This is a genomic window from Halarcobacter anaerophilus (assembly GCF_006459125.1).
In the GTDB taxonomy this organism is placed as follows: domain Bacteria; phylum Campylobacterota; class Campylobacteria; order Campylobacterales; family Arcobacteraceae; genus Halarcobacter; species Halarcobacter anaerophilus.
Genome location: NZ_CP041070.1, coordinates 1,309,521 through 1,336,209, shown reverse-complemented (window position 1 = coordinate 1,336,209; position 26,689 = coordinate 1,309,521). Strand labels below are relative to the sequence as shown.

At 29.5% G+C, this 26,689-nt stretch carries 25 protein-coding genes; 11 read left to right on the top strand and 14 right to left on the bottom strand.

From position 1 onward, the window contains the following. Window positions 1–36: 36 nt before the first annotated feature. Window positions 37–576 carry a GNAT family N-acetyltransferase gene (locus tag AANAER_RS06475; protein WP_129082631.1) on the top strand — a complete coding sequence of 180 codons (540 nt, stop codon included), beginning with the start codon at window positions 37–39 and terminating at the stop codon, window positions 574–576. A 180-nt stretch (window positions 577–756) separates the two neighbouring features. Then, complete coding sequence (locus AANAER_RS06470; protein WP_129082632.1) at window positions 757–1,449, top strand: response regulator; 693 nt, start codon at window positions 757–759, stop codon at window positions 1,447–1,449. Between the two features lie 4 nt (window positions 1,450–1,453). Here AANAER_RS06470 and AANAER_RS06465 read toward each other — a convergent pair whose 3' ends face one another. From AANAER_RS06465 to AANAER_RS06445, 5 genes are all read right to left on the bottom strand, one after another. After that, a complete protein-coding gene (locus tag AANAER_RS06465) occupies window positions 1,454–2,302 on the bottom strand; it encodes a hypothetical protein (protein WP_129082633.1) in 849 nt (282 codons plus the stop codon). A 60-nt stretch (window positions 2,303–2,362) separates the two neighbouring features. After that, window positions 2,363–3,544, bottom strand: a complete 1,182-nt coding sequence (locus AANAER_RS06460) for a hypothetical protein (protein ID WP_129082634.1) — start codon at window positions 3,542–3,544, stop codon at window positions 2,363–2,365. A gap of 327 nt (window positions 3,545–3,871) precedes the next feature. After that, on the bottom strand, window positions 3,872–4,972 hold the full coding sequence (gene dapE / locus AANAER_RS06455) for a succinyl-diaminopimelate desuccinylase (RefSeq protein ID WP_129082635.1): 1,101 nt from the start codon (window positions 4,970–4,972) through the stop codon (window positions 3,872–3,874). 28 nt (window positions 4,973–5,000) lie between these two features. Further along, entirely contained in the window at window positions 5,001–5,804 is an 804-nt protein-coding gene (locus tag AANAER_RS06450) for a sulfite exporter TauE/SafE family protein (RefSeq protein WP_129082636.1), read from the bottom strand. A 56-nt stretch (window positions 5,805–5,860) separates the two neighbouring features. Then, a complete protein-coding gene (locus AANAER_RS06445; RefSeq protein WP_044415075.1) occupies window positions 5,861–6,889 on the bottom strand; it encodes a YeiH family protein in 1,029 nt (342 codons plus the stop codon). A 106-nt stretch (window positions 6,890–6,995) separates the two neighbouring features. On the opposite strand from AANAER_RS06445, the gene AANAER_RS06440 reads away from it, so the two are divergent. The 4 genes from AANAER_RS06440 to AANAER_RS06425 all read left to right on the top strand — a co-directional run bounded on the left by AANAER_RS06440 (window position 6,996) and on the right by AANAER_RS06425 (window position 11,857). Beyond that, the gene (locus AANAER_RS06440) at window positions 6,996–7,880 is read left to right on the top strand and encodes a LysR substrate-binding domain-containing protein (RefSeq protein WP_129082637.1); all 885 of its coding nucleotides are present in this window, start codon (window positions 6,996–6,998) and stop codon (window positions 7,878–7,880) included. A 61-nt stretch (window positions 7,881–7,941) separates the two neighbouring features. Next, window positions 7,942–10,809, top strand: a complete 2,868-nt coding sequence (locus AANAER_RS06435) for a DUF748 domain-containing protein (protein WP_129082638.1) — start codon at window positions 7,942–7,944, stop codon at window positions 10,807–10,809. A 110-nt stretch (window positions 10,810–10,919) separates the two neighbouring features. Beyond that, window positions 10,920–11,468, top strand: coding sequence for a hypothetical protein (locus AANAER_RS06430; RefSeq protein WP_129082639.1), 549 nt, complete (start codon window positions 10,920–10,922; stop codon window positions 11,466–11,468). 2 nt (window positions 11,469–11,470) lie between these two features. Continuing rightward, a complete protein-coding gene (locus AANAER_RS06425; RefSeq protein WP_129082640.1) occupies window positions 11,471–11,857 on the top strand; it encodes a DUF6858 family protein in 387 nt (128 codons plus the stop codon). A 37-nt stretch (window positions 11,858–11,894) separates the two neighbouring features. Here the strand turns inward: AANAER_RS06425 and AANAER_RS06420 are convergent, their stop codons facing one another. Next, window positions 11,895–14,096 (bottom strand): endonuclease MutS2, encoded by a 2,202-nt coding sequence (locus AANAER_RS06420; RefSeq protein ID WP_129082641.1) that lies wholly within the window; start codon window positions 14,094–14,096, stop codon window positions 11,895–11,897. Window positions 14,097–14,305: 209 nt separating this feature from the next. On the opposite strand from AANAER_RS06420, the gene AANAER_RS06415 reads away from it, so the two are divergent. The 4 genes from AANAER_RS06415 to AANAER_RS06400 all read left to right on the top strand — a co-directional run bounded on the left by AANAER_RS06415 (window position 14,306) and on the right by AANAER_RS06400 (window position 17,582). Beyond that, complete coding sequence (locus tag AANAER_RS06415) at window positions 14,306–14,689, top strand: PAS domain-containing protein (RefSeq protein WP_044415083.1); 384 nt, start codon at window positions 14,306–14,308, stop codon at window positions 14,687–14,689. A gap of 8 nt (window positions 14,690–14,697) precedes the next feature. Then, a complete protein-coding gene (locus AANAER_RS06410) occupies window positions 14,698–16,008 on the top strand; it encodes a methyl-accepting chemotaxis protein (protein ID WP_129082642.1) in 1,311 nt (436 codons plus the stop codon). Between the two features lie 74 nt (window positions 16,009–16,082). Further along, window positions 16,083–17,057 carry an aldolase catalytic domain-containing protein gene (locus AANAER_RS06405; protein WP_044415086.1) on the top strand — a complete coding sequence of 325 codons (975 nt, stop codon included), beginning with the start codon at window positions 16,083–16,085 and terminating at the stop codon, window positions 17,055–17,057. Between the two features lie 21 nt (window positions 17,058–17,078). After that, a complete protein-coding gene (locus AANAER_RS06400; RefSeq protein WP_129082643.1) occupies window positions 17,079–17,582 on the top strand; it encodes a type II toxin-antitoxin system antitoxin SocA domain-containing protein in 504 nt (167 codons plus the stop codon). Here the strand turns inward: AANAER_RS06400 and AANAER_RS14970 are convergent. Continuing rightward, on the bottom strand, window positions 17,577–17,726 hold the full coding sequence (locus AANAER_RS14970; RefSeq protein WP_157840799.1) for a hypothetical protein: 150 nt from the start codon (window positions 17,724–17,726) through the stop codon (window positions 17,577–17,579). The genes AANAER_RS06400 and AANAER_RS14970 overlap by 6 nt on opposite strands. Window positions 17,727–17,870: 144 nt before the next feature. Between AANAER_RS14970 and AANAER_RS06395 the strand changes: the two genes are divergently transcribed. After that, window positions 17,871–18,737 (top strand): AraC family transcriptional regulator, encoded by an 867-nt coding sequence (locus AANAER_RS06395; RefSeq protein ID WP_129082644.1) that lies wholly within the window; start codon window positions 17,871–17,873, stop codon window positions 18,735–18,737. Between the two features lie 27 nt (window positions 18,738–18,764). Here AANAER_RS06395 and AANAER_RS06390 read toward each other — a convergent pair whose 3' ends face one another. Genes AANAER_RS06390 through aroB form a run of 7 tightly spaced genes read right to left on the bottom strand, consistent with a single transcriptional unit; the run spans window position 18,765 to window position 26,625 of the window. Next, entirely contained in the window at window positions 18,765–20,099 is a 1,335-nt protein-coding gene (locus AANAER_RS06390; RefSeq protein WP_129082645.1) for an SLC13 family permease, read from the bottom strand. A gap of 16 nt (window positions 20,100–20,115) precedes the next feature. After that, window positions 20,116–20,655 carry a molybdopterin adenylyltransferase gene (gene mog / locus AANAER_RS06385; RefSeq protein ID WP_129082646.1) on the bottom strand — a complete coding sequence of 180 codons (540 nt, stop codon included), beginning with the start codon at window positions 20,653–20,655 and terminating at the stop codon, window positions 20,116–20,118. Then, complete coding sequence (gene bioV, locus AANAER_RS06380; protein WP_129082647.1) at window positions 20,652–21,164, bottom strand: pimelyl-ACP methyl ester esterase BioV; 513 nt, start codon at window positions 21,162–21,164, stop codon at window positions 20,652–20,654. The genes mog and bioV overlap by 4 nt, the downstream gene beginning before the upstream one ends. Next, window positions 21,154–22,620, bottom strand: a complete 1,467-nt coding sequence (locus AANAER_RS06375; protein ID WP_044416773.1) for an AAA family ATPase — start codon at window positions 22,618–22,620, stop codon at window positions 21,154–21,156. The genes bioV and AANAER_RS06375 overlap by 11 nt, the downstream gene beginning before the upstream one ends. After that, window positions 22,601–23,869, bottom strand: a complete 1,269-nt coding sequence (gene mtaB / locus AANAER_RS06370; RefSeq protein WP_129082648.1) for a tRNA (N(6)-L-threonylcarbamoyladenosine(37)-C(2))-methylthiotransferase MtaB — start codon at window positions 23,867–23,869, stop codon at window positions 22,601–22,603. Before mtaB ends, AANAER_RS06375 begins: the two co-directional genes overlap by 20 nt. A gap of 6 nt (window positions 23,870–23,875) precedes the next feature. Continuing rightward, window positions 23,876–25,588, bottom strand: a complete 1,713-nt coding sequence (locus AANAER_RS06365; protein ID WP_228711172.1) for a mechanosensitive ion channel domain-containing protein — start codon at window positions 25,586–25,588, stop codon at window positions 23,876–23,878. Further along, on the bottom strand, window positions 25,585–26,625 hold the full coding sequence (aroB, locus tag AANAER_RS06360) for a 3-dehydroquinate synthase (RefSeq protein WP_129082650.1): 1,041 nt from the start codon (window positions 26,623–26,625) through the stop codon (window positions 25,585–25,587). The genes AANAER_RS06365 and aroB overlap by 4 nt, the downstream gene beginning before the upstream one ends. Window positions 26,626–26,689: the final 64 nt, after the last annotated feature.

The window sequence follows — 26,689 nt, the reverse complement described above, 5'->3', positions numbered from 1 at the left end:
AATTTAGATAAAAATTTATCAAAAAGAGTTAATGATATGTATTATAGAATCATAGATCAAGATATAAAAGTTTTTTTATCTATACCTAAATTTGCCGATGAGCTTTTTTCCCTTACAGATAAAAATCGTAATTTTTTAAGAAAATGGCTTCCATGGTTAGACTCAATAAAAACTAAAGATGATACTAAAAAATTTATAATTTTACAGCTTGAAAAGTTTTCAAAAGGTGAAGCTTTACACCAAAGCATTTTTTACAAAGAAAATATTGTCGGTGTTTTAGGTTTTAACAGTATTGAAAACGGTGTAGGTGTTATAGGTTATTGGCTAGATAAAGAGCATGAAAATCTTGGGATTATGACAAAATGTGTAAAAGAGTTGATAAAACTAGGGTTTGAATATCTTGAATTAAAAAAAGTAGAAATACATTGTGCAACACACAATAAAAAAAGCCAAGCCATACCTAAAAGACTCGGGTTTAAAGAGGAAAAAAATTTAAAAAAAGATGCAGAAAAACTAGAAGGAGTTTATTATGATCAGATAATATACTCCCTTAAAAGAGATGCTTTAGTTTTTTAAAGCTGTATCTAGTTAAAAGAAGAGTTTATATATCAACTTTACTCCTTTTTATCATCTATCATAATTATAATAATTTTATCAATTTTCAAACTATATTTAAGCATTAAGGAACTTTTTTTGATTATAATAAATAATCAATAGTATTATCTATATAATCTTTACAAAATTTAGGCTAGTAAAATGAAGAAAAGAAATGTTCTTATTGCAGAAGATAACCAAATTATTGCACAAGATTTAAAAATAGCAATCAACAAATTTGGTTTTAATATCACCGATCTAGTTTCAAATGAAGTTGAAGTAAAAAATAGTATTAAAAAAAATAAACCTGATATAATACTTATGGATATTTCACTAAATGATAAAAAAAATGGAATAGATATAGTAAAAGATATCTATTTAAAAGAGTATATACCGGTAATATACCTAACGGCTGTTGAAAGTGATGAAGTAGTAAGTAAAGCTTTAGAAACCTCTCCTATTGCTTACCTTACCAAACCTTATAGAAGTACTGAATTAAAAAGCGCACTTAACTTAAGTTTATCAAAAAAAACTCAAACTAGATTTCACTTAGATAAAAGATATATTGATCTTGGATTTGATTACAGTTTTGATTATAAAAACTTACATCTATACTATAAAAACAAAGTTCAAAAATTAAGTTCTAAAGAGTTAAAATTTTTAACTTTATTGATTGAAGCAAAAGGCGCTCTTGTCTCATTTGATACTATAGAAAACAATGTATGGGATGCTGAACCCATCAGCAATGATGCTATAAGACTAATGGTGTTTAGATTAAGAAAAAAATTAAATTTTAGATTGTTTGAGAGCGTATTTGCTTATGGATTTAGACTATATAAAAATATAAAATTTTAAAAAGTTATTTATCATTTACAAAATCATCTATAGTATAAACTATTGCTGCTATGATAAAAGGAGACTCATCATTATCTACACAACTTGAAAAGGTAGGTGAGCTATCTGGCTTTGAACTTTTATAGACCTTTATACAAGTACTTCCCTCTTTAGCTATTACAAACCCTACCGTGATATATTGTAAAAATCCAGTTTTCCCAAATATCTCTTCCCATTGTTTAAACTCTTTGTTGTTGTAAGCTTTTTTTAGTATACAAGGGGTAAACCAAGGTTTATAACCACTCGCAAAGGGTTCTTTTACTTGACTATAAGGATAAGAGTAAAAAACCAATAGATGCTTATAAGATAGGTCTATTTTTATTATTTCAAAAGAATTATTGTCATCAATTGGAGTATTAACTTCAGAGTTAAAAGAGATTGGATCACTTTTGGCAAGTTCACTATTTAAATTATCGATAGTTTTATCCCAAGCATATTTTCCATCTGCATCAATGTATTTTAAAATTGCATCGTTTATATTACAACTTTTATCGATAATAGGTTCTACAAGATAATTGTATATCACAATATTATAATCTGAAGAAAATTGATTATTTTGACTTGGATCAAAATAGATAGTTGAACTATAATTTGAGGTTGCATTAAAAGTATTCCATAAAGAAAAAGAAGTACCGTCTAAAACCATAAATTGAGGAACTAACTTTAATCTTTCCTCTTTTATATTTAAATATTTAGATAACTCTTTATGCCAAAACTTTATAACTTTATCATTTCCTAAAGCAAGCGGTTGACTTAATAAATAGTTACTAAATAAAAAAAGGTAAATAAAAAAAAGTTTTTTTATAATATTCATTTAAATACTTAGTTTATAATAAAGAGTTCTTAATATAAAAGAACTCTTCATAAATAAATATTACCCAAATTGTTTTGACATAGGAGATTGTAAAACTCCGATAATTTGAGGGTTTCCAAGAGGTAAAGTAGTTTTGATTGTAAATGTACCTTCATCACTAAAAGTAACAGTTGTCTCTGAACCGCCTGAACCATTTATATTAAAAAATGGCCAAATACCGGTTTTAGCCGCACCTTTAATTGTTTCTTGTTCAGATTTATCAAAAGTAGCTGTAGATGTCATCGTACTTGTTATACCATTAACAGCAACAATACTTGAAGCTGTTCTTTGAAAAGTCCCATTTTCTCCAAACTCTTTTTCCCATGAAGTACGACCGGTTGGACTCCATAGAGTATTATCTTTTGTTTGGTATGCTAAAGCAAGTGCTGCACTAAGATACCAAGGATAATAATCTTTTAAGACAGGACTACTGCTTGCTTGACTTAATGGTCCTGCTGCAAATGTAGTAACATGATCATAAGTTACTTCTATATTTAACCCGCTAGTAGTAACCTTTTGAGAAAGTTTATCATAACTAGCCCCTCCACCAAAAGAGAAAATATCAAAAAAGAAAGAGGTATTACCACCCGCCCAAGTATGTTTTACTTCACTGCTTTGAGTTTTGCTATCCATAGAAAATGTTTTCTTTGGAGCACTAGCTAAAGCTGAGTTTAGATTATCAATAGTTCTATCCCAAGCATATTTATCTCCTGCCAATGCAAACTTTACATTAGCCTGGTTTATTGGGTCGATATATATTTTTGTCAAACCATTAAGGCACCCTGCTTTACCCGGAGCATTTACTGCTGCCCAATTGGTAAATACAGAGGTAATAGTTTTAACATTTTCACCTGTATCACTACCCAAAGGATTGTTTTTTGTATATTCAGTAAAATAATCATTCCAAGCACTATAATAATCTCCCATACAATCAATAAAGTCACTATTTGAGGCAGGTTTAAGAGAACCTAATATTGCATCATAATTACCTGCAAACTGGTTATTTTGACTTGGATTATAATAGTTATTAATTGACTTTGGAGGTATAGCATTGAAAATAGCCCACATTTCTTGGGATGTACTCATCACAGATTCTGTCCCTTGATAAAGCTGGAATTGATCGGGACTTAGTCCTAAACCTGTTACAGTTGCATTATACCATTGTGCTGTAAGTGTATCCATTGATTCTTGAATTGAACTCATTTCTTCTCCTTTTTCATATCTTATATGTGTTTAAGTAATAATTACCCACCGTAAAAAAACCTAAAGGTAAGGTCACAAAAAAATTGTAACTTACACTTGTATTGAAAACTGTTACACTTTGAAGATAAAAGATTCAACAAAATCGTGAAATATTAAAAATTTTGCTTAAATTTACATATAAAGAAAAGAAAATAAATTCTCGAAATATTGTTTTGATAAATAGTCTTAGTTTAAATTTTAGCCTGCGTTGTTATATTAAGTATTATGTATTTATAGACAATTTTGAAGTCGAAAATTTCGACCTCAGAATTAATGTTCTTTTTATATTTAAAAGTTTTGAATCAAATCTTCAAAAACTTTTCCAAGTCCTTCTACCTCTTTTACTGTAGTTCTTTCTCCTACACTATGGATGGTGTCGTTTATTACTCCAAACTCTATGGCTTCTATACCGTAAGCACCAAAGTATCTAGCATCACTTGTTCCACCTGCCGTACTATGTTTTGTTTTTACTTTCAAAATTTTTTCAATAGAGGTTTCCATAGCCTTTACGACTTTTGATTCTTTGTTTGTTACAAAAGGAAAAGAACCTTGGGTTGTTCTAAACTCATAATCCAAGCCTTTTAAATTTTCATGGATAAACTCTTCTACACTCTCTCTTGTTGTATTTGTAGAGTTTCTTACATTAAACATTAGTTTTAGTTCATTTGGTGTTACGTTTGTAACTTCCATTCCACCTCTTATGTCCGTAATTACCATTTTAGATGGAGCAAAGTATTCATCTCCATCATCAAGATTATGTCCAGCTATTTTAGGTAAAATAGTTGCGAAGTTGTGAACGGGATTTATACATTTATCAGGATATGCAGCATGTCCTTGTTTCCCTTTTATGTTTATATATCCGTTTATACTTCCTCTACGTCCTACTTTTATGGCATCTCCGAAAACCTCTTCACAAGTTGGTTCTGCCACAACGGCAAAATTTGGAATCATATTTATGCTTTTTAGGTGTTCAAGCATTTTTATTGTTCCGTAAGTTCCTTCTCCCTCTTCATCGGAAGTCATTAAAATACTTAAAGTTCCGTCAAAATTTTCGGCATTTTTACAAGCATAAAGAAAAGCCGCATCACCGCTTTTCATATCTTGAGCTCCTCTTGCTGTTATTACTCCATCTACAACTTCTGCTGCAAAAGGGTCTACTTCCCAGCCGTTTCCAACGGGAACTACGTCTATATGTCCGGCAAAACAGAGATGTTGAGGCTTGTCATTAAATTTTTTATAATAAAATCTATTTTTCACACCTTGCATATCTACTTTTATACATTGCCAAGTATCTCCCAAATACTCTTGTATAAAATCAAAAGCTCCGTCATCATTTGGAGTTAGTGATTTAAATCTTAATAGTTTTTGAAATAGTTCTATAATAGTCATTTATATCCTTTTAATATCGCGATTGTATCTAAATAAAAGAAAAAAGCATTTTAAGACTTAATGAAATTAAAAGCAAAGAAAATATTTTTTTGACAACATTTACAGGCAAAGTATGAGCAAGTTTTACTCCAATAGGTGCTGTAAAATAACTGCAAATTGCTATAAAGAAAAATGCAGGAAGAGATACGAAACCAAACATAAGACTTGACATATCGGTATTACTCCAACCGTTTATTATATATCCCAATGTTCCGCTTACTGCTATTGGAAAACCTACTGCGGCACTTGTTCCTATGGCTTTTTTTACTTCTACATTCTGCCAAACAAGATAAGGCACGGTAAGAGAACCTCCACCGATAGATACCATAGCCGATATTGCACCGATCAGTGTTCCTGAGGCAAACTGAACTTTTGGATTTGCCAGTTTTCTGCTTGGTTTTGGTTTTTTATTTATAAACATTTGCAAAGATACATATGCCATAAAGATTGAGAAAAATATTGACAAATAAAGTGAGCTTAAAAAAGAGGCTAAAAAAGTGGCAAAAAAGGTACCTATAATAATTCCGGGCGTCATCATTTTAACAACATTCCAAAGAACTCCGCCTTTTTTATGGTGAGCTTTTAAACTGGAAATTGAAGTTACGACTATAGTTGCCATAGAAGTACCAAGTGCAACATGAACAATATTTTCACTATCCATTCCCTGCATTAAAAATATAGCCGTAAGAGAAGGAACAATAATTCCTCCCCCGCCGATTCCAAGTAAACCAGCAGCAACACCTACGAAACAACCAAGTAAAATATAAAGAACAATAGATTCAAAGCCTAACATTAAAAATCCTATTTTTTGTATTTAAAATGTTAGCACTTCTTCTCTTAAATCAAATCTTATAAAGTAACCGCAAATTGTACGATTGCAAATCCCCCGAAAATAAGCCATAAAAACAGAATAAAAGCAAGATAAACAGGTTTTGCTCCCACATCTTTAAACTTATCAAAACTTGTACCCATACCCAAAGCACTCATTGCCATTGTTAAAGCAAAAGTATCTAGTCCGTTTATAACATCTATTGCTTCAAGAGGTAAAAAGTTAAAAGAGTTAAATCCTACCATTACTATAAACATAACTGCAAACCAAGGAATTGTAATTTTCCCTCTCTCCCCTTTTACCGTATTTTTTGCAGTACTTGCCAGCCAAATTGACAATATAATCAAAAATGGAGCCAAAAGCATAACTCTAATCATTTTTACGATAATTGCATTTGAGCTTGCATCTGCGTTTATAGCATTTCCCGCTGCAACAACATGGGCTACTTCATGAATTGTTCCACCAATAAAAATTCCCATAGTTTTTGCATCAAAAGGGATAAATCCGGCTTTATATAAAAAAGGATACAAAAACATTGCAATTGTTCCAAAGATAACCACTGTTGATACTGCAATTGCACTTTTATATGCAGGAGCTTTTATAATAGGTTCAGTTGCCAAAACTGCTGCCGCTCCGCAGATTGAACTTCCTGCACTTGTTAAAATTGTTGTATCTCTATCTAATTTTAATATTTTAACTCCTACAAAATATCCTAAGATAAAAGTAAAAGCAACTACCATACAACTTACAACGATTCCGCTAAGTCCTACTGCTTCTATACTTTGAAAAGTAAGTCTGAATCCATAAAAAACAATTCCTGTTCTAAGTATTGTTTTCCCTGAGAAAGCAATTCCGGGAAGCCACTCTTTAGGTAATCTGTTTTTTAAAGTATTTGCATAAATCATCCCTAACACAATTCCAATAATAAGTGGGCTTATTCCTAAGCTTTTAAAAACTTGAAAATCTGCAAGAAATGTTGCTGCACAGGCAAAAAGTGCAACAAAAAGTATTCCGCTTATGGTGTCTGCACGGTTTTCTTTACTAAACATATAAATCCTTTAGTTAAATTTAATCCGAAGTATATCACTATGGATTTTATTTGTAAAATATATTATTTTTAATATAATAATAAATATTTTTAATAAGGAAACTCTTATGACACTAAAAGAACTTAACTTTTTTTATAAGCTTTCAGAGAACCCTACTGTCAGTCAAATTGCCCAAGAGATGAATATAAGCCAATCAGCCGTATCTTTAGCAATAAAATCTTTAGAAGAGAAACTAGGAGAAGAACTTTTTGACAGAATAGGCAAAAAGCTTATATTAAATGAGAGGGGAAGATATTTTAAAAAAATGACATATCCTCATTTTCTGGCAATTTATGATTCAAAAACACTTTTTCAAAAAAACAAACTTGCAGGATATTTAAATGTTGCAGCCAGTAAAACTATTGCAAACTATATAATGCCGAATATCTATTATAAATTTTTATCAAAATACAAAGATGTAAGTTTAAATATGAACTCCCTGAATACAACTCAGATTATAGAAAAGATTTTAAAAGGAGAGCTTGATTTCGGGCTTATTGAAGCTTCTTGCAATGATGTAAATATTATAAAAGAGAAGATTATCGATGATGAACTTATTGTTGTAACAAGTGATAAAAAAGCACCTAAAAAAGCCTATATTGATACTATTTCAAAAAAATGGATATTAAGAGAAACAGGTTCGGGAACCAGAGATATTTTTATAAAACGCTTAGGTTCTTTATCCGATGATTTGAATATTTTTATGGAGCTTTATGAATTTGACGAAATTAAAAAAATTCTTTTAAAAAACAGTGACACTGTAACTGCCATATCAAGGGTTGCAGTAGAAGATGAACTAAAAAACAAAGAGCTTTTTCAAATAGAGTTGATTAATATTGATTTCAAAAGGGAGTTTAATATAATTTATCATAAAAACAAAACTGCAAATGCCCTTTTTGAAACCTTTAAAGAGTTTATAAAAAAAGAGATTATAAATAAAAACTATTTATAATTTTATTATTTTGCATTAACCAAAATGTGTTATAATTTATTTACACATAAAGGATATTTTTATGAAAATAAACAGAATTTTAATTACTATTTCATCTCTTTTGTTGATTTATACAATTATCGGATTCATTGCTATTCCCAAAATAGCGAAACCCCAAATTGAAAATATTATAAATGAAAATATTACGCAAAAAGCGACAATAGAAAAGATACATTTCAATCCTTTTTTATTTAAGTTTTCAATAGATAACTTAAAAATTGCAGATAAAAACAAAACAACCTTTAGTCTAAAAAGTATCTCTATTGATTTTTCTGCATTAAAATCTATAGATAAAAAACATATTCATTTTAAGATTTTAAAAATTGTTGAGCCTTATATAAATATAATTGAAAATCCGGACGGAAGTTTCAACTTGGAAAAATTGCTTAAACAAGCAAAAACACAGCAGCCAAAACAACAAGAGAAGGAGTCTTCAAACTCAGATATAAAATTTCAAATTTTTAAAACCGTTATAAAAAATGCTCAAATAGACTTTACCAAAGTTAAGCCTGATAAAACTCCTTATAAAATATCTATTCATAATTTTAATTATACTTTTTACGATATGGGAACATTTAAAAATGCCCTTGCTTCACACACTTTGGAAATGAAAATCAACAAAGAGAGCACTTTGGCTATAAAAGGCGGTTTACGATTAAATCCTTTTGAAATGTACGGAAACGTAGAAATAGAAAAATTAAAACCAAAAGAGTTTTTGGATTACAAAGAAGATATGCTAAATTTTGATCTAAACAAAGACTCTTTTATAAATCTCTCTTTCGGATATAAAGTAAATATGATAAAAGATTTAAAAATTGAGATTGACCATGCCAATTTGGCTTTAAATAATTTGAATATAAAAAAAGAGAATAAAAAACTTTTAGATTTAAAAAGTCTAAATATAGATGATCTAAATTTAGATTATCCGCAAAATATCGTAAATATAAGCAGTATTACGTTTAATAAAATAAGTTCAAATATAAAAAGTGATAAAAACGGTAATTTAAACTTAAATGATTTAGTTAAAAATCAAGAACAAAGCAAAGAAGAGAATAAAGAAGAGACAAAACATTGGCAGGTAAAATTAAAAGAGTTTAATATAAAAAATTCGGATCTGACATTTAATGATCTAAAAAACTCTTTAAATGTAAGTTCAAAAGATATCGACTTAAAACTTGAGGATTTCAAACTAAAAGATGAAAAAATTACTTTGAAAAATTTAAATCTTTCAAAAGTAGATTTAAGTTTTAAACAAAATAGACAAACAGAAATTGAAGCAAATGATATATCTTTTGATACGCAAAATTTTGGTTTTGCACAAAAAAATATAAAATTAGAAAAAGCAGTTTTTTCAGTTAATTCTATTAATATAAAAGAGAAAAAAAGCAGTTTGGATATCAAAACAAAAGGTTTAAGAGTTGAAGCTGTAAACAACTCTTTTGTAAATGAAAAAGTCGATATTTATAAACTGCTCTTTAAAAACTCTTTTTTATCAATGATTGATAGAAAAAACAATCAAACCGTTCAAGCAAAAAATATAAATTTGACTGTTGATAAAATAAGTCAAAAAGAAAACGAACTTAAAATTGCAAAATCTTTGATAAACAAACCTGAACTTCTTATAAAATTAGGTAAAAGAATAGAAGAAAAACAAGAAGAGAAAAAAGAAGAAAAAGTTTCAGTTAAAGAGAATAAAAAAAGTGATTTTAAATTTGACATAGGTCCAGTTAAAATCAACAATATGAAAATGAGTTTTGAAGATAAAAACCTTCCAATCCCTTTTAAAACAAATATTACGGAGCTAAACGGTCAATTTTCAAGATTAAACTCTACAACATCTGAACCTACAAAACTTAACCTTGAAGGAAAAGTAGATAAATACGGATATACGAAAATTACGGGAAGAGTCGATATAAACGATATCAAACTTTTAACGGATACAAACCTTTTATTTAAAAATATCGCTATTAAAAATTTTACTCCTTATTCGGGAAAATTTGTAGGAAGAGCAATAGATGAAGGTAAATTAAATCTTGATTTAAAATATAATATAAAAAAATCTAACCTAAATGCCCAAAACTCTATTGTAATAAGTGATATAAAACTTGGAAAAAATATTGAAAGTAAAGAGGCGGTAAATCTTCCTTTGGAACTTGCAATCGCTCTTTTGGAAGATTCAAGCGGTGTTATAGATATTGATTTACCTATTACGGGAAATGTTGATGACCCTCAGTTTTCTATAGCTCCTATTGTTTGGAAAGCTTTTGTGAACTTAATAGTCAAAGCCGTAGCTTCTCCTTTTACTCTGCTTGGATCTTTATTTAATATAGATGAAGAAAAATTAAAAGCAATAGAGTTTGAATACGGTAAAAGTAATATCCTAGCTTCAGAAAAAGAGTCTTTAGATGCCATAGGAAAGATATTAAAAGAGAAAAACAGACTTGCAATCAATCTTCAACCCGTTTATGACCCTAATAATGATAAATTTGCATTACAAAAATCAAAATTTGAAAAAGTTTTAGAAAAACAGATGAAAAACTATAAAGATACGGACCAATATAAAAAAGCATTGGAAGAGCTTTATAAAAATGAAAAAGAGGATAAATCTCTTAATGAAATAAAAGAGGGTTTTGTTAGCAAAGATAAGGATTCAAAAGAGGTATTTGATATGGATAGTTATCTTGAATATCTCAAAAACACACTTGCTTCAAAACAAGAGGTAAAAAACGAAGAACTTATATCTTTAGTAAAAGAAAGAATACAAAATATCAAAGAGTATTTAAAAACAAAAGATATTCCTAAAAACTCTCTAATAATTGAAGATATAAAAGAACAAGCAAGTAATGATAAAAAATGGATAAAACTAAAACTCGAAGTCTCTGCCAAATAATATAATTATAATTTTTTATTATAGTTATATTATTTAAATTTCTTATAATAAAACTTCTGCTAATATTTTAAAAATTTATAATTTAAATAACTTTAACTAATGGATAAAAAATGAGCAAATTTTATTATGTACTAATTGTATTTGTTATTCTTTTTTTCGGATACGGTATTCTAACAAAAGACAGCAATAATCCGATGAAAAAAGAGGCAAGAGTTCCATGTCAGAAAAAAACAGTAACATTTGAAAAAATTTCAAATAGAGATTTGATAGAAAAAGCCGTATCTCTTTTAGAAAGCGGAAATTATACTGTTAAATCAAGAATTGAACAATCGGTTTACATGAAATCACAAATATTAAATTATATCTCAGTTGAAAAAGCCGATAAAATTTTGACATATACAATAAAAAAATATCTTAAAAATGACAATAACGACAATGATAAACTTCTAATTGATTATTATATATTGGAAAACGACAAAGAGGATAAAGGCAAAAAAGGTACTGCTTGCAAACTATATGCAGGTTATTTGGTATTTGAGTTTAGACTTAACGGCAAATTAATATATAAAATTCAAACAGATTTTATAGAAGAAGATACTTCAGATATACCTGAACGTATGGATTGCGTTATTAAATCATTTATTACATTAAAAGGATAAGAATGAAACAAAAAGTTTTTAAAGAAAAATATCATATTTTTGAGATTGAATTTGAGAAAAAAGAGTTAAATTATAAAAATGTTGATGAAATCATAGCTGCATTAAAAGAGAAAATTGATGCAAATGAGATTATTGCATTTATTTCAATATTTGATCAATATGCACATACCGTAAAAATTAAAGGTGATATAAATCCTGCTATAAAAGACGCTAAAAATATTATATTTTGTTTTGGTAAAGAGATACCTACTCCCGAAGTTTTAGCTGTAAGACCAAGAGCAATCGGAGTTGTTGAACTTGAGGATAGTTTTGTAGTGAACTTTCTTGAAGCTCCAAATGAACAAGCAAATGTGGCAATGGAAAATATCGTAAAATCTATTAAAAAATAACTTTTAAATCTTCTTGATTAAATTGTAATTTTTAAAATTACAATTTAATCACTTTTGCACCAAAACCGCCTTGGCTTGGGTGTGCATCACTATAACTTTTAACTTTTGGATGTTTATCCAAAAACTCTTTTACGGCTCGAGCCAATTTCCCCGTTCCTATTCCGTGAAAAACCATAACTTCATCAAATCCAGCTATTAAAGCATCTGAAATAAACTTATCTAAATTTTCGATTGCTTCATCTGCTCTTTGACCGTGTAAATCAAGTTTTACATGTCCTGAATCCGGCTTTTGTATAGTTACCGTTGATTTGACTTTAGGTTTGATTTTAGGAAGATTGCCGCTTCTTCTTAAATCACTCAATAAAACCTGCATTTTCATTCCTGCATCATTTTCAATAAAGGCTTTTTTCCCTTTAATTGAAATGATTTCGCCTTTTGAACTTCTATATTTTACTCTGTCCCCTACTTTTAAGTTTTCTTCAGGTTCTTGAACTTTTTGAGTTTTAATAGATTTTGCTTTTGCATGGGCTATATTCAAGTGTTGATGACCTTGGGCAACTTTTGCTTTGATTGCTTTTTTTGCTTCATCTCTAGCATCGGTATACTCTCTTTCTAGTTTTGATTTTTCTTCAAAAATCAATTCATCCAAAGACTCTTTTTGCTCTTTTAAATTTTTATTTAAGCGGTCATACTCATCTATTTCATTTTGCAGATTTTCAAGTTTTCTTTTATATTCAATCTCTAAAGCACTACTTCTTTCTATAAGTTCATTTAACTTATCTTTATCTTCACCGTAAACTTTTCTTGCTTTTTTTATCACGTTATGAGGAATTCCGTATCTGCTTGCTGTTTCAAAAGCGTAAGATTTACCTATTGTTCCTTGCAAAAATTCATAAGTAGGTCTTCTGTTTTCTTCATCGTAAAGTGCCGCAACCAACTCCACTTTTTCATTTGCTGCCATTAAAGAGGCCAATCTTTTGTGGTGAGTTGTTATAATAATCTTAATATCTTTTTCAATAAGCTCTTCAATAATCACTTTAAACAAACTTGCAGCCTCATCGGAATCAGTTCCCAGTTCAATCTCATCAACTCCAACGATTGCACTTTTTGAAGAAAAAAGTTTGGAAAACTCAACCATTCTACCTGCAAAAGTCGAAATGTCGTTTTTAACGCTTTGAGGATCATCTAAAACCGCATTTATATTTTTGAAAGTACCTATTTGAGTCTTTTGGTTTGCATTATAAGGAAGCAGATATTTTGATAAAAGAACTGCCGATAAAATAGATTTCAACATCATTGTTTTACCACCTGCATTTACTCCTGTTATCATAACGACGGACTTACTAAAATCAATTGTTATAGGTTTTGGTTCATGAAGGGCAGGATGTTTAAACTCTACAAGTCTGTTTTTATTGTTTTTATTCGGCAAAATAAAATTTTTATCTCCTGCTTTAGCAAAAAAAAGTCTTGCTTGATAATGATCAAACCTGTCAAACTCTTTATTTATAAATTTTAAAAACAGCAGATTTTTTTCAAATAAAGAGCTGATCTCTTTACAGATTTTAAGTAAAATTTCCTCTTGTTTATTTATCAAATCACTCTGTTTTTGTTTTAAAGAACTCACACTATGAGGAAGAACATAAAAAAATCCCGAGTTTGATCTGTCTAAAACACTTGCTTTTAGAACATGATTAAAACCGCCCCTTACTAAAATACACTCTTCTTGATTTATATAGTGAATCTGAGAATCAACTAAATATGCTCTAAGTTTTGAAGAGTTTATGGTTTTATACAGATTTTGTTTTATCTCTTGCTTATTTCTGTAAATTGCTTCAGAAATTGCATCGTATTCTTCGTTTACTCCTGTTTTAAGTTTTGATTTATCATCAAAATAATCGCATATATTTGTTATTTCTATCGGAATTATTATTTTATCCATCCACTCTTGAAGTTTTCCCTCAAACGCAAATTTTTTTAAGTAATTAAAATAGTCAATAATTTTTATAAACTCATAAATCTCATAAATTTTAAGTATACCTTGCTTTTGAATAAGTAATAAAGCATTATCTAAATTTGTCAACTTAGAAGGTTCTTTAAAATCAAAAGAAGACAACTCGTTTATAAGTCTGTAGTGAAGGTTTATATCCCCTTCCATAATTATAGATTTCTCTCTTGCTAGTAGTTTAGAAAAAGAGTCTATATAGTCCAATAAATCTAATTTTTTAAATATCTCTTGCATCTTAATATTATATCTTAGTATTAATTAAAGCTGTGATAAAAAATACAGAACTTTAATACTTATAACCTGTAATTATAAGTGTGCTTATTTGTAATATAATATTAAAAAATGTTAAAATTTATCATATTAATTTCTAATTATAAAGTTATTAATATCTTTTTAGGATATATTTCCATTTTTAAAAAATAATTTTTTATTAAGGTCATTTAGTGAGTGAAGAGACAAGACTAGACAAAAAAACAATGATTGTATCAGAGACCGATGCAAAAGGGATTATTGTTTATGCAAACGAGGATTTTTGTAAAATCGCAGGTTATACAAAAGAAGAACTAATAGGAAACCCCCATAATATGGTTAGACATAAAGATATGCCTTCAAAAGCTTTTGAAGATTTGTGGAATACTGTCCAAAGTGGAAATATCTGGAACGGAATGGTAAAAAACAGAACCAAAGACGGCGGATATTACTGGGTAAATGCAACAGTTTTCCCCTCAGAAGACAGTAAAGGAAACAAAAGGTATATCTCAGTTAGAGTCAAACCAACGGAAGATGAGATAAAAACAGCAAAAAAATTATATGAAACATTAAGCTAAGGGGAAATATGTTTTCTAGTAGAAAAAAAGATATTAACGAGATTTTAAATGCTTTGGAGAGTATCGAATCATTTATAAAAGAAGATATAAACAAAATAGAACTGAGAAAAAATAGCTGCAACAGTGAAAACAAAAAAGTCATGGAAAAAATAATTAATATTTCCAATCTTATTCAAACAAAGCAACAAGAAGATTTATCAATTTACGGAGAAATTATGCTTTGTACGGAAAAACTTTCAGACGGTTTTACAAATGACAGAGTTACAAAAACAACTTCAAATAACAAACTTAACTATATAGCCAAATCTATAAATGCAATGTCCAAAAAACTTGAAGAATCATTAAATGATATTGATAAAAAATTAGAAGAGTATGCAAAACAAAACTTTTTAAGTTCAATTGATGAAAATATGTTTAGAGGAGGAAATTTAAAAGGTCTAGCAGTTGGGATAAACTCTTTAAGAAAAGAGACAACCCAACAATTAAAAACTATTTATAGAACAAGTTTGGTTCTACAAAAAGAGTCTTCAAGACTTTTGGAAAATTCAATTTCACTTTCGGATTCTACAACACAACAAGCAGCTTCGCTGGAAGAAGCATCTGCTGCTATAGAAGAGATAAGCAGTACCATCTCAAATAATACGATAACTATTAATAAAATGTCTAAACAAGCAGATTTAGTAAAAGCTTCAATAAACGAAGGTAGAGATTTAGCTTCAAAAACCGTTGAGGCTATGGACAATATAAATAGATCAACAAATACGGTACATGAAGCAATAGCGGTAATAGACCAGATAGCTTTTCAGACAAATATATTATCACTAAATGCAGCAGTAGAAGCAGCAACGGCAGGAGAAGCAGGAAAAGGTTTTGCAGTTGTTGCACAAGAAGTGAGAAATCTGGCAACAAGAAGTGCACAAGCGGCAAAAGAGATAAAAGAGCTTGTGGAAGAATCAACTCTTAATGCAAACAGAGGAAAAGAAACTGCAGATAAAATGATACAAGGGTATGAAGGTTTAAATGAAAATATAGATGAAAATTCTCAACTAATAAGTCAAGTCGTAACGGCTTCAAAAGAGCAGGAAAGCGGAATGAGTTTAATAAACGATACAATTTCCCAAATAGATTCCCTGACTCAAAAAAATGCAAATGTAGCAGAAGACGTAAAAGTAATATCAATACAGATGAATAAAATAGCAAATAAAAATGTTGAACTAACTTCAAAATGTGAATTTGAAGGAAAAGAGAATCTACAAATAAGAGAAACACCTTCAAACAACGAATTTCACGGAAGAGAGAAAAGACATAACAATTTTTAAATTTGAAAATTAAACTCTTTTTTTAAGGCTTTTTAGATAAAATATCTACCTTTAAAATAAAAGTAGGAATTATTATGTTAGAAAAAAAAGGTTCAATTTTTACGGTAAGAGAAGATATAAAAGTATTCGACTGCACAATCAGAGACGGCGGATTGGTTAATAATTATCATTTTAGCGACGAATTTGTAAAAGCTCATTATGAGATGTGCGTTGCTGCCGGAATCGATTATATGGAGATAGGTAAAAACGTATCTCCTACAGTTATGAGTGAAGAGGAATACGGCTGCTGGAATTTTTGTAAAGAAGAAGACGTAAGAAGAATCGTAGGAGAAAATAACACTGATCTGAAAATTGCGGTTATGGCTGATGTAGGAAGAACTATAAAAGAGGAAATTCCTTTAAAAAGTGAAAGTGTTATCGATATGATAAGAGTTGCAACCTATATCCATCAAATACCAGAAGCACTTGATTTAATAAAAGATTTTCATGAAAAAGGGTATGAAACAACTTGCAATATTATGGCAATATCAAAATCTTTTGATACAGAACTTGATGAAGTTTTAAGACAAGTTAGTCAATCACCTGTAGATGTAATTTATATAGCAGACAGCTTTGGTTCTTTTTATCCTGAACAAATAAACAAACTAACAGAAAAATATTTAACTGTTGCCAAAAGCGTAGGTAAAAAAGTGGGAATTCATGCTCACAATAATTTACAGTTGGCTTATGCAAATACTCTTGAAGCGATGATTTACGGAACAAGTTTTCTTGATGTTACAGTATCTGGATTAGGAAGAGGAGCAGGAAACTGTCCTATGGAACTTCTTGTTGGATTTTTGAAAAACCCTAAATATAAATTAACTCCTGTATTAAAATTTATTGAAGAGTATATGGTTCCTCTTGAAAAAGAGCTTGATTGGGGATATTCTGTACCTTATATGATCACGGGAAAATTAAACGAACATCCAAGACCTGCTATGAAAGCAAGAGATGAAGGCGATACGCAATATGTTAAATTTTATAATAAATTAATAGAAGAGTATAGCTAAGATTAAAAATAAAGGATATTTTTGAATATAAATATTACGAAAATTGCAAATGCAATATTATATATGTTGGATGAAGAAGTAAAACATCTAAATGATAGAAAACTCTGCATCCTACTTTTTCTAATTGATTTTAACCATTTTAAAAATTATGGGAAAACTATTTTTAACTTAGAATATATAAAACAAAAAAGAAATCCCGAGCCGAAAGTTTTAAACGAAATCTTTGATATTATAGCAAACGGCGAGGATTTGGAAGAAGAAGATGAAAGACTTATTTTAATAACCGAACTTTTAGATTTTCTTGATATAGAAATTATTACAAAAGAGAAGTTCATAGAGTTAAAATTTATAGAGATGGAAGAGGATTTTGACAAATCCGTATTCTCAAAAGAAGAGCTAGAAACACTTGAAGAGACTGTTGAAAAATATAAAGATGAGACGGCAAGAAAAATAGCAAATGCTTCTTTTCAAATAGAAAACGTAAGAAAAGCCTCTTTGGACGAAAACATAGATTTCGCACTATAAAGTGTCAAATCTATGTTTATATATTTTTGAAAAAATAAGTTCCACACTCTCTTTACTTTTATCTTTTTTTATCTCATTTTTATTAATCAATTTTATAGCAAAAACCAAACTTGCAAAAATAATCAAAATAAATAATGTTTTCATCTAAACTCCTTTTTTTGATTATAAAACAAAAAAAGAGAGCTGTCTTTTATTTAAATTTCATTATTTTTATCAAATCGTGCTATTATATTTGTTATTTCAAATCTTTGGAAGATTTTTTGTTTTAAATATGTTATTATCCTCCTTATGAAGAAAAAAGATACAACAAAAGAGCATAAAGAACGGATTAACGAAGTTCAATACCATATTTATAAATATCTCTCATCAAAGTTATTAATAGAAGATTTGGCAAAAATCTCTTCTTATTCTCCCTTTCATTTTCAAAGAATATTTAAAGAGATTACAGGAAAAAGCGTAACAACATATATAAAAGATTTAAGATTGCAATGGGCAGCAAATCTTTTAATTTTTAATCCAAACTCTACAATAACAAATATCGCTTTTGATTGCGGTTTTAAGTCCTCTTCTACTTTTAGCAATGAATTTAAAAAGTTTTATAAAACAACACCTAATGATTGGAGAAAAGGAGAATATAAAAGTTATGAACCAAAAGAGTATGAACTAAGAGAAAAAGAAGTAGATTTTTCAAAAATAGAGATAAAAAAAATACCCCAAATTCAAATTGCTTATATGAGACATCAAGGTTTTGATAAAACAATAAAAAAGATGTGGCAGAAATTTTTATTTCTATTAGAAGAAGATTTTGGAATAAAAAATCCCGCTATGATGGCAGTTCATCATAGCAATCCAAATATTATTACACTTGAAGATTATAGGTATGTAGCTTGCGTAGATTTAAAAGATAAAAAAATAAAACCTAAAGGAGATATAGGTTTATGCAATATAAAAGGCGGTTTATATGCAACAATAAGATACCAAGGAATTTGCGAAGATGCCTTGACTTTATATAAAAAGATATATCATCAATGGCTTCCTAGCAGTGAATTTGAAGCCTTAAATGCTTCAGCTAATGTTTTATATTATAAAAACAATTATTTAGACTCTAAAGATGAATTTGATATTGAATTTAGAGTTCCAATCAGATATAAATAAAAGATTTGTTAAAAATTAACAAATCTTTTAAATAAAATACTGCCAATATACTAAAGCTATAGTAGTAATTGCCAATATTCCTAGGATATTAAATATAAATCCGAATTTTGCCATATCTTTTACTTTTACTGCGCCGCTTCCCATTGCAATTGCATTTGGAGGAGTTGCTATTGGCAGCATAAAAGCATAAGAAGCACAAATTGTTGAAACCAGTAAAACAAGAGTTATATCAATATTTACAGTCTCTGCCAAAGAGTAAATAATAGGTAAAGCAATAGAGATTAAAGCCGTATTTGAAGTAACTTCTGTGGTAAAGGTTATAAGTGTCGCAACCAATAAAATTAAAACTAATGTCGGCAGTTGAGATAGACCTAATAAATACCCTGCAACTTCCGAAGCCAAACCTGTTGAAGAGAAAGCATTGGCAATGGTAAACCCTGCACCGAAAAGAAAAATGATTTCATAAGGAATTTTTTTAGTATCTTCCCAAGTTAAGAATCCGATTTTCGGCACAAACATTAAAAGTCCGAAACCTAAAAGAATTCCTTTTTCATTTAATCCTAAACCTGAATAAAAAGGCTCAATTTTAGAGTTGGCAAAAAGTAAAACGATTAAAGCTCCCAAAATATAAAGCAATCTTTTTCTTTCGGCATTTAATTGTTCTCTGCTTTCTAAATGTTCATCAAATTTTAAATCACTAGCACCTATTGATAAAATAAAAGGAATAATAAGAAGCATAACAAAAGCTAAAGGTGCAGTTAGAAAAAACCAATTAACAAAAGGAATAGCTTCAATTCCATGTTGTCCCATAAAACCTAAAAGAATTAAGTTAGGAGGAGTACCTATTGGTGTAATTATTCCACCGATACTTGCTCCGTAAGCAATAGATAAAGCAAGCCTAACTTTTAATTTAGTATCGCTTGTTAAAAACATTGCTATAGGAAGAAGCAGCAAGGCTGTTGTCGTATTTGAAATCAAAGAACTTAACAATGCAGAAGTAATTGCCAAAGAGAAAATAACTCCTCTTACTGTTTTTGGAAAAATTGTTAATAATTTTCCTGAAATATATCTATGAAGATTGGTTTTTTCAGTTGCAACAGCTATCATAAACCCGCCTAAAAAAAGGAAAATTATGGAGTTTGAATAGTTTGCCACAGCCTGTTTTGTCGATATAATATCAAAACTAGGAAAAAGTATTATGGGAAGTAGAGAAACTACACCTAAAGGAAGCCCTTCATTTGTCCAAAGAACTACTAAAAATACAATTAATGCAATTAAAAGAGAATGTTGAAACGTAAAAGCAAAAGTTGCGATATAAAAACCTATTAAACTTAATAATATTGAAATAACTATCTTTTTCATATAAACTCTTTAATACTTATTTCTTTTTAGGTCTAAAGGCTTTTATCACCTCTTCATTACACTCTAAAAAAGGTCCTTCCATTAGATCAATACAGTATGGAATTGCAGGGAATACTGCGTCAAGGCACTCTCTTATTGATTTAGGTTTACCCGGAAGATTTACAATTAACGAACTTCCTCTAAGACCTGCTGTTTGTCTTGAAAGTATAGCTGTAGGAACATATTTTAAGGACTCAGCTCTCATAAGTTCTCCGAAACCAGGCATCATTCTATCACAAACCGCTTGGGTAGCTTCAGGAGTAACATCTCTTTTAGCAGGACCCGTACCACCTGTTGTTACAACCAAACAACACTTTTGATTATCAACCAAATCAATAATAGTATCTTCAATAGATTTTTGATCATCTTCAATACATCTGTAAATAGGTTCCCAAGCAGATTTTAAATATTCATTCATTGTATCTTCTATAGCTTTTCCCGACAAATCTTCATAAATTCCTTTACTAGCTCTGTCGCTTGCCGTTATAATTCCAATCTTGGCTATATTTTCACTCATAAAATGTGTCCTTTCTCTTTTATATAATATACGGTTGCAAAATCTTTAAAAAACTCTTTTGCCCCTTTTGAATCGATTATTTTATCTTTTTGACCTAAAAAAACTTCGATTTTGATTCCTCTATCAACCAATTTTTGCAACTTTTCTTTATCCCAAATATAGTTTAAAAGCTCTTCCAATTCTAAAGAAGTGCCCTCTTTAAAATATTTTTCCATCTCGATATTTGAAGGAAAACTAACATTTTCTAAAAAATTTTTTATATATTCATCTTTATCTTTTTTAAAAAACATAAGCTGCAATCTTTTTGTTTTTTTATCCATTGTTTGAAAAAAAGCAGGTGAAAAAAGTTGTAATAAATCTACTCTTGTATCGCTGTTATAAACATATTCAAAGGCTTTTATCGCTCCATAAGAAAATCCTGCAATACAAAGGCTTTTTTCACAAAGATACTCTTTAAAAAGCTCTTTTTCATTTTCCAAACAGAAACCTGAAAAATATTTAAATGTCATCTAGTAAAATTACCTCGTTTTTAAGCATTATCTCTTTTAACTCTTCTATTTTAGCCGAGTTTTGTGAAAGTTCAGATCTTAAAATATTGCTTACGTCATCTATTAAACTCTCAATATCTTTTGCCATTTTATACTCTTGAACGATATTTTGTGCTATATCGTATGCAGCTTTTATATCTTGGGAATTTATGGCATATCTCTGTTTTTTTATAACTTCAACACCGATTGTTCCCGATAAATATCTTTTTATATTTTCCAAAAGCTCGTTATAAGAAGGATAAACCGCATCTACAATATTAACTTTTTCATCAAAAAGTGTAACTTTTGATTTTGAGACAAAAGCTTTACTTGCTTGATAAATAGCCAAAATCTCTTTTTGATTATCATTTAAAATAAGAGTCTCTTTTTTACCGAATTCAAGTTTGTTTTTTGCCAATTCGATATCAACATTTTGTAAAACTTTTGATTCTCTTTTTATCATATTTAGTAAAGCTTCATTTATAAGTGTGGCAAGGGCAGCTGAACTGAAACCTGAAGTTTGTTCGGCTAATTTATCCAAATCAAACTCATAATGTTTTCCTTTTAGATACAGTTCTAAAATTTTCTTTCTATCTTCAATATTAGGAAGATTCAAAAAGACTCTTCTGTCAAATCTTCCAGCTCTTAGCAAGGCTTCATCAAGTACATCGATTTTATTTGTTGCAGCTATAACTATAACACCCGAATCTCCCTCAAAACCGTCCATTTGTGTTAGAAGTTCATTTAAAGTAGATTCTCTCTCATCATTTGTTTTACCGCCTCTTTTTTTACCGATAGCATCAATCTCATCAATAAAAATAATAGCAGGGGCACTCTGTTTTGCTTTCATAAAAAGTTCACGTACTTTTTTAGCACCCATTCCAACATAGATTTGAACAAAACTTGCGCCGCTTTGATAAAAAAACGGAACATCAGCTTCACCTGCTACAGCTCTTGCAATAAGTGTTTTACCCACTCCAGGAGGTCCAACCAAAAGTACACCTTTTGGAAGTTTTACTCCGTGTTTTAAATATCTGTTTGGTTCATTTAAAAAATTTACAACCTCTTCAAGTTCACCTTTTACTTCACTAATTCCGGCTATATCTTTAAAAGTTATATTTGAACTAACGGCACTTATAGAAGAAGAGTGTTGCTCATTTTTTTCTTGTTGTACTGTTGCTAACTCATTTGAAAAAGTTTGAGAACCGTTTTGTTGAGTTGTTTTTAAAAATTTTTGAATTTTATTCTGTTTAAATTTTGCAAAAATTGCAAATACAAGTAAAAAAAGTAAAAATATAATCCCAAAATAGTATGAATTTGTTTTTATATGATCACTGCTTTTATAAAGTGTGTATAAAAAAAGTATAAGTAAAACTATGGCTGACAAGCCCATAAGTTTCATATTTTTATCTATGTTTTTATTTGAATTCTGCGACATTTTTATCTCTCTTTGCTTCATACTCCTCAATAAAGATCCAGTCTCCGACTAAATCAACTTCACTTTTTACGTCAATATGATTAAAGTGCTGATCTAAGCCTTTATAGACACCATTTTTGTAAGACTCAATTAAGACTTCCAAAGGTTTTGTATTGTTTTTTCTAAAAGTATAATTTTTTTCTTCGATTATACTTACTAATTCATTGTATCTAACTTTTGCAACATCTCCCCTAACCTCATTTTTCATAGTAGCACTGGGAGTTCCGTCCCTTTTTGAGTAAGTAAAAGCATGAACATGAGTTAAAGGAAATTTATGAAGATTTTCCATTGCCTCTTTCCAAAGTTCATCGGTTTCACCCGGATGCCCCACAATAAAATCCGTTCCCAAGGCGTAACCGTTTTCACTTAAGAATTCAAAAAGTTCAAGATCAGATAAAACTTTGTTTCTTCTGTTCATTATTTGCAACATCTGTTTTGAAGTGTGTTGCAAAGCTATATGAAGATGTTTTGCCATAAAAGGTTCATTTATAAGCTCTTTAAACTCATCGTCTATTTGAATAGGTTCGATACTTCCCATTCTAATACGTCTTACGCCTTTTATTTGAGATATTTTTTTAAGAAGTTTTGCCAAAGAAGTGTGTTGTTTTTTACCGTAACTTCCTACATTTGTTCCTGTTAAAATAAATTCACCGAAACCGTTTGATGCCAAAGTTGTAATCTGTTCTAAGATTTTATCCTCTTTATAACTTCTTGCATCACCTCTTACATAAGGAATAATACAATAAGAACATCTAAAATCACAGCCTTCTTGAATTTTTATAAATGCCCTGCTTTTACCTATAAACTCTTCAACGATAGTATCGTCAATATGTTCTAAATCTCCGGCATCAAAAAATCTCTCATCTTTTTGAAGAAGTTCATTTATATGCTCTTTTTCACTGTGTCCGAACAAAGAATCAATTTTATTTTCTTTAAAAAGATTTTCACCTTTCGTCCAAACTCCGCAACCTGTAAAAACAACTCTGGGAGGTTTTTCAAATCTGTTTAAAGAGTTTATATAACCTCTTGCCGTACTATCTGCACTGTTTGTTACGGTACATGAGTTTATTACTACAATATCTGCTTCTTTTTCATCTTGTGTTATCTCAAAATCTTTTAAATTACTCATCATAACTTGGGTGTCGAAAAGATTTGTTCTACACCCGAATGTTTTAAAAAATACTTTCTGTTTGCTTGTCGAAAACTGCATAAATTATTAAACCTCTGGTAGATCTGCCGGCGGTGTTCTAAAGTTTTGTAAGCCTTTGCCGACATTTATTGTTTGTGTTGGGTAAGCAATAGTTATATCATCTTCTTTCATAAATGCTTCCAAAATTTCGGGAGACATTGTACTTCTTAAAACTAAAGCAGAATATGAATTAGTCAAATACCAAGCAGAAATAACTATTCCGTAAGGTTCAACAAAAGTGTAAACTCTAGGTTCCACTCCTGTTGCTCTTAATTGGTATTTACTTCTCATTTTCGATAACTGTTTTCGTGTTATATCAGTATAACCTTTTGAGTAATGTTTTAAAATCTCTTTTGCTATATGCTGTGCTTTTTTATAATTTGAATCAAAAGTTATCGTAATATCAATACCGTCCCAAACCGTTTTAAGTCCTGAGTGCGTATAGTTTGCAATCATTTCTGAAAAAACATAGTTGTTAGGAATAAAGAAAATTCTTCCTGTTCTTCTGTTTACGGTATATGAAGTTAAAGTAATATCTTCTCTGATTGTTATTTTAAAAAGTGAGATATCAAGAACATCTCCTACTACTTCAAGTCCGTCTCTTGTTACTTTTATTCTGTCTCCTACATGAATAGAACCCGAAGTTACGATTACAAGCCAGCCGAAAATTGACATAAACCAATCTTTTAAAGCAATTGCAATCCCTGCTGATGCAAACCCTAAAATAGTAACTATATAAGAGACATTGTCTATATATGAAAAAAGAACAACAATTAAAACAAAAATTACCAATGAGAAGTTTATAACTTTATTTGTCATATAGTAGTTTTCATTTTGGGAGTAGTATTTTTTTAGTGCCATTTTTATCAAAAATGTGATTACGAAGAAGATAATTATTATAAAGGCAATATTAAAAATCTTTTCAACTTGAATTGAGATTTGGGATTTTGTTTCTAAAATAACTTGTTCTATTTTTCTCGTATAAACCTCTTCCGTGGTTGAAACAATCTCTAAAACCATAGTAAAATCTCTTTTTTCTTTATCTAAAAAATTGATTTTCTCTTTATACTCTGCATTTGGAGACAAATTATACAATTCTAAATAAGTGTAGAGTTTTTCTTCTAATAAATTAGTTACTTCTCTAACTCCTTTTTCAACGGCAATAAACTCTTTTTTACTATTTTCCAGTTTTTTTATATATGATAAGGCATTTAATATTCCAAAAGGATTTTGAATAGGTTCATAATTCTCTATTTCAGGAGGATTTATCAAAGAACCTATAGGTGAGCCTTTATACTCGGAGATTAATTCAAGTTCATTCTCTTTTATTCTTATTTTATTTGTTAGATGATGAATCTGCTCTTCTGTTTTATTTGAACTCTTTTTTGCGCTTTGTTTTAACTCTACTAATTCATCTGAAAGTTTTATATAAGCATTATAATTACTATATCTTTTTAGAAGAATATTATCTTTTAGTTTTTCATCTATTGAAGTAATTTTTTCTTCAAGTTCACTGATTTTTCTCTGTTTTTTCAGCTCTTTTTGTTCTTCGATTCTTCTTTTTTCTTCCTCTTCAAACTTTAGTTGAGCTTCTGTCTCTTTCTCTTTTTCAATTTTTTCAATATCTTTTAAATTATTTGCCACAATCTCTTTTTTATCTGCATTATCCTTTTGCTGTGAAGCAAAAAGAGCGGAACTTATAAAAAAAGAGAGTAAAAAAAGAGTAAATAATTTTTTCACGATTGAAAACCTTTTAAGACTTCTATAACATCATTTTTTGAAATTGCATCAGTGATTTCACACCCTCCGATTCCTTTTGGAATAATAAATTTAATCTTATTATCCAATGACTTTTTATCCAAAAAGAAGTGTTCATAAAAACTCTCTACATCTTTTATCGAATAATTTGTAGGAATATCATATTTTTCAAGAAGATTTTTAACTCTTAATGCCTCTTCTTGACTCATTTTACCTAATCTTACTGCAAGATTATTTGCCATAACCATACCTATTCCTACGGCTTCACCGTGTAAGTAGGTATCATAATTTGTTTCATTTTCAATTACATGCCCAAAAGTATGCCCGTAATTTAAAGCAGCTCTCAGCCCTTTCTCTTTTTCATCTTGAGATACGACCCAGGCTTTTGTTTCAACTGATTTTGCAATAGCTTTTTTGATATTTGATTCATTATTTAGATCATTTTCTTCCAACCAAATAAAGAACTCTTTGTTAAAAGTTACTGCCATTTTTACAATTTCCGCAATTCCTGCCGAAACTTCTCTTTTAGGAAGAGTCGTTAAGAAAAAAGGATCAATATAGACTGCAATAGGTTGATGAAAAGAACCCACAAGATTTTTACCGAATCTATTATTTATCCCTGTTTTTCCTCCCACGCTTGCGTCAACTTGAGAAAGAAGAGTTGTAGGAATTTGTATAAAATCAATTCCCCTTTGGTAAATTGAAGCGGCAAATCCCGTCATATCACCGATTACTCCGCCACCAAAGGCTATAAGAAGAGAACTTCTATTTAATTTATGTTCAAAACAGTGTTCTAAAATCAACTCAAGGGTTGCCATATTTTTATACTCTTCACCGTCAGGTACTGTTACTATGCTTAACTCTTTTGCATCTATTTTACTTTTTAGATAATTTAGATGAAAACCGCTAACAGTAGGGTTTGTGACAATAACAACTTTTCTATCAAAACTTAGCTGTTTTAAGCTATCTATTGTTATATCATATGTTGTATTATTGGGTAAGGTAATATTAACAATCATTGAGAATCCATATATTATAATTTTATTGATATTATCTTTTTTTTGTTAAAAAAGTACTAAATTC

What these genes read in the sequence shown, in the direction of transcription:
- AANAER_RS14970 (WP_157840799.1), bottom strand. Translation starts at nt 17,726, where the DNA reads ATGAAAACATTATTTATTTTGATTATTTTTGCAAGTTTGGTTTTTGCT.
- mog (WP_129082646.1), bottom strand. Translation starts at nt 20,655, where the DNA reads ATGAGTGAAAATATAGCCAAGATTGGAATTATAACGGCAAGCGACAGA.
- aroB (WP_129082650.1), bottom strand. Translation starts at nt 26,625, where the DNA reads ATGATTGTTAATATTACCTTACCCAATAATACAACATATGATATAACA.
- AANAER_RS06425 (WP_129082640.1), top strand. Translation starts at nt 11,471, where the DNA reads ATGAAACAAAAAGTTTTTAAAGAAAAATATCATATTTTTGAGATTGAA.
- bioV (WP_129082647.1), bottom strand. Translation starts at nt 21,164, where the DNA reads ATGACATTTAAATATTTTTCAGGTTTCTGTTTGGAAAATGAAAAAGAG.
- AANAER_RS06450 (WP_129082636.1), bottom strand. Translation starts at nt 5,804, where the DNA reads ATGTTAGGCTTTGAATCTATTGTTCTTTATATTTTACTTGGTTGTTTC.
- AANAER_RS06410 (WP_129082642.1), top strand. Translation starts at nt 14,698, where the DNA reads ATGTTTTCTAGTAGAAAAAAAGATATTAACGAGATTTTAAATGCTTTG.
- AANAER_RS06465 (WP_129082633.1), bottom strand. Translation starts at nt 2,302, where the DNA reads ATGAATATTATAAAAAAACTTTTTTTTATTTACCTTTTTTTATTTAGT.
- AANAER_RS06395 (WP_129082644.1), top strand. Translation starts at nt 17,871, where the DNA reads ATGAAGAAAAAAGATACAACAAAAGAGCATAAAGAACGGATTAACGAA.
- AANAER_RS06420 (WP_129082641.1), bottom strand. Translation starts at nt 14,096, where the DNA reads ATGCAAGAGATATTTAAAAAATTAGATTTATTGGACTATATAGACTCT.
- mtaB (WP_129082648.1), bottom strand. Translation starts at nt 23,869, where the DNA reads ATGCAGTTTTCGACAAGCAAACAGAAAGTATTTTTTAAAACATTCGGG.
- AANAER_RS06445 (WP_044415075.1), bottom strand. Translation starts at nt 6,889, where the DNA reads ATGTTTAGTAAAGAAAACCGTGCAGACACCATAAGCGGAATACTTTTT.
- AANAER_RS06470 (WP_129082632.1), top strand. Translation starts at nt 757, where the DNA reads ATGAAGAAAAGAAATGTTCTTATTGCAGAAGATAACCAAATTATTGCA.
- AANAER_RS06375 (WP_044416773.1), bottom strand. Translation starts at nt 22,620, where the DNA reads ATGTCGCAGAATTCAAATAAAAACATAGATAAAAATATGAAACTTATG.
- AANAER_RS06475 (WP_129082631.1), top strand. Translation starts at nt 37, where the DNA reads ATGTATTATAGAATCATAGATCAAGATATAAAAGTTTTTTTATCTATA.
- dapE (WP_129082635.1), bottom strand. Translation starts at nt 4,972, where the DNA reads ATGACTATTATAGAACTATTTCAAAAACTATTAAGATTTAAATCACTA.
- AANAER_RS06435 (WP_129082638.1), top strand. Translation starts at nt 7,942, where the DNA reads ATGAAAATAAACAGAATTTTAATTACTATTTCATCTCTTTTGTTGATT.
- AANAER_RS06390 (WP_129082645.1), bottom strand. Translation starts at nt 20,099, where the DNA reads ATGAAAAAGATAGTTATTTCAATATTATTAAGTTTAATAGGTTTTTAT.
- AANAER_RS06440 (WP_129082637.1), top strand. Translation starts at nt 6,996, where the DNA reads ATGACACTAAAAGAACTTAACTTTTTTTATAAGCTTTCAGAGAACCCT.
- AANAER_RS06460 (WP_129082634.1), bottom strand. Translation starts at nt 3,544, where the DNA reads ATGAGTTCAATTCAAGAATCAATGGATACACTTACAGCACAATGGTAT.
- AANAER_RS06430 (WP_129082639.1), top strand. Translation starts at nt 10,920, where the DNA reads ATGAGCAAATTTTATTATGTACTAATTGTATTTGTTATTCTTTTTTTC.
- AANAER_RS06405 (WP_044415086.1), top strand. Translation starts at nt 16,083, where the DNA reads ATGTTAGAAAAAAAAGGTTCAATTTTTACGGTAAGAGAAGATATAAAA.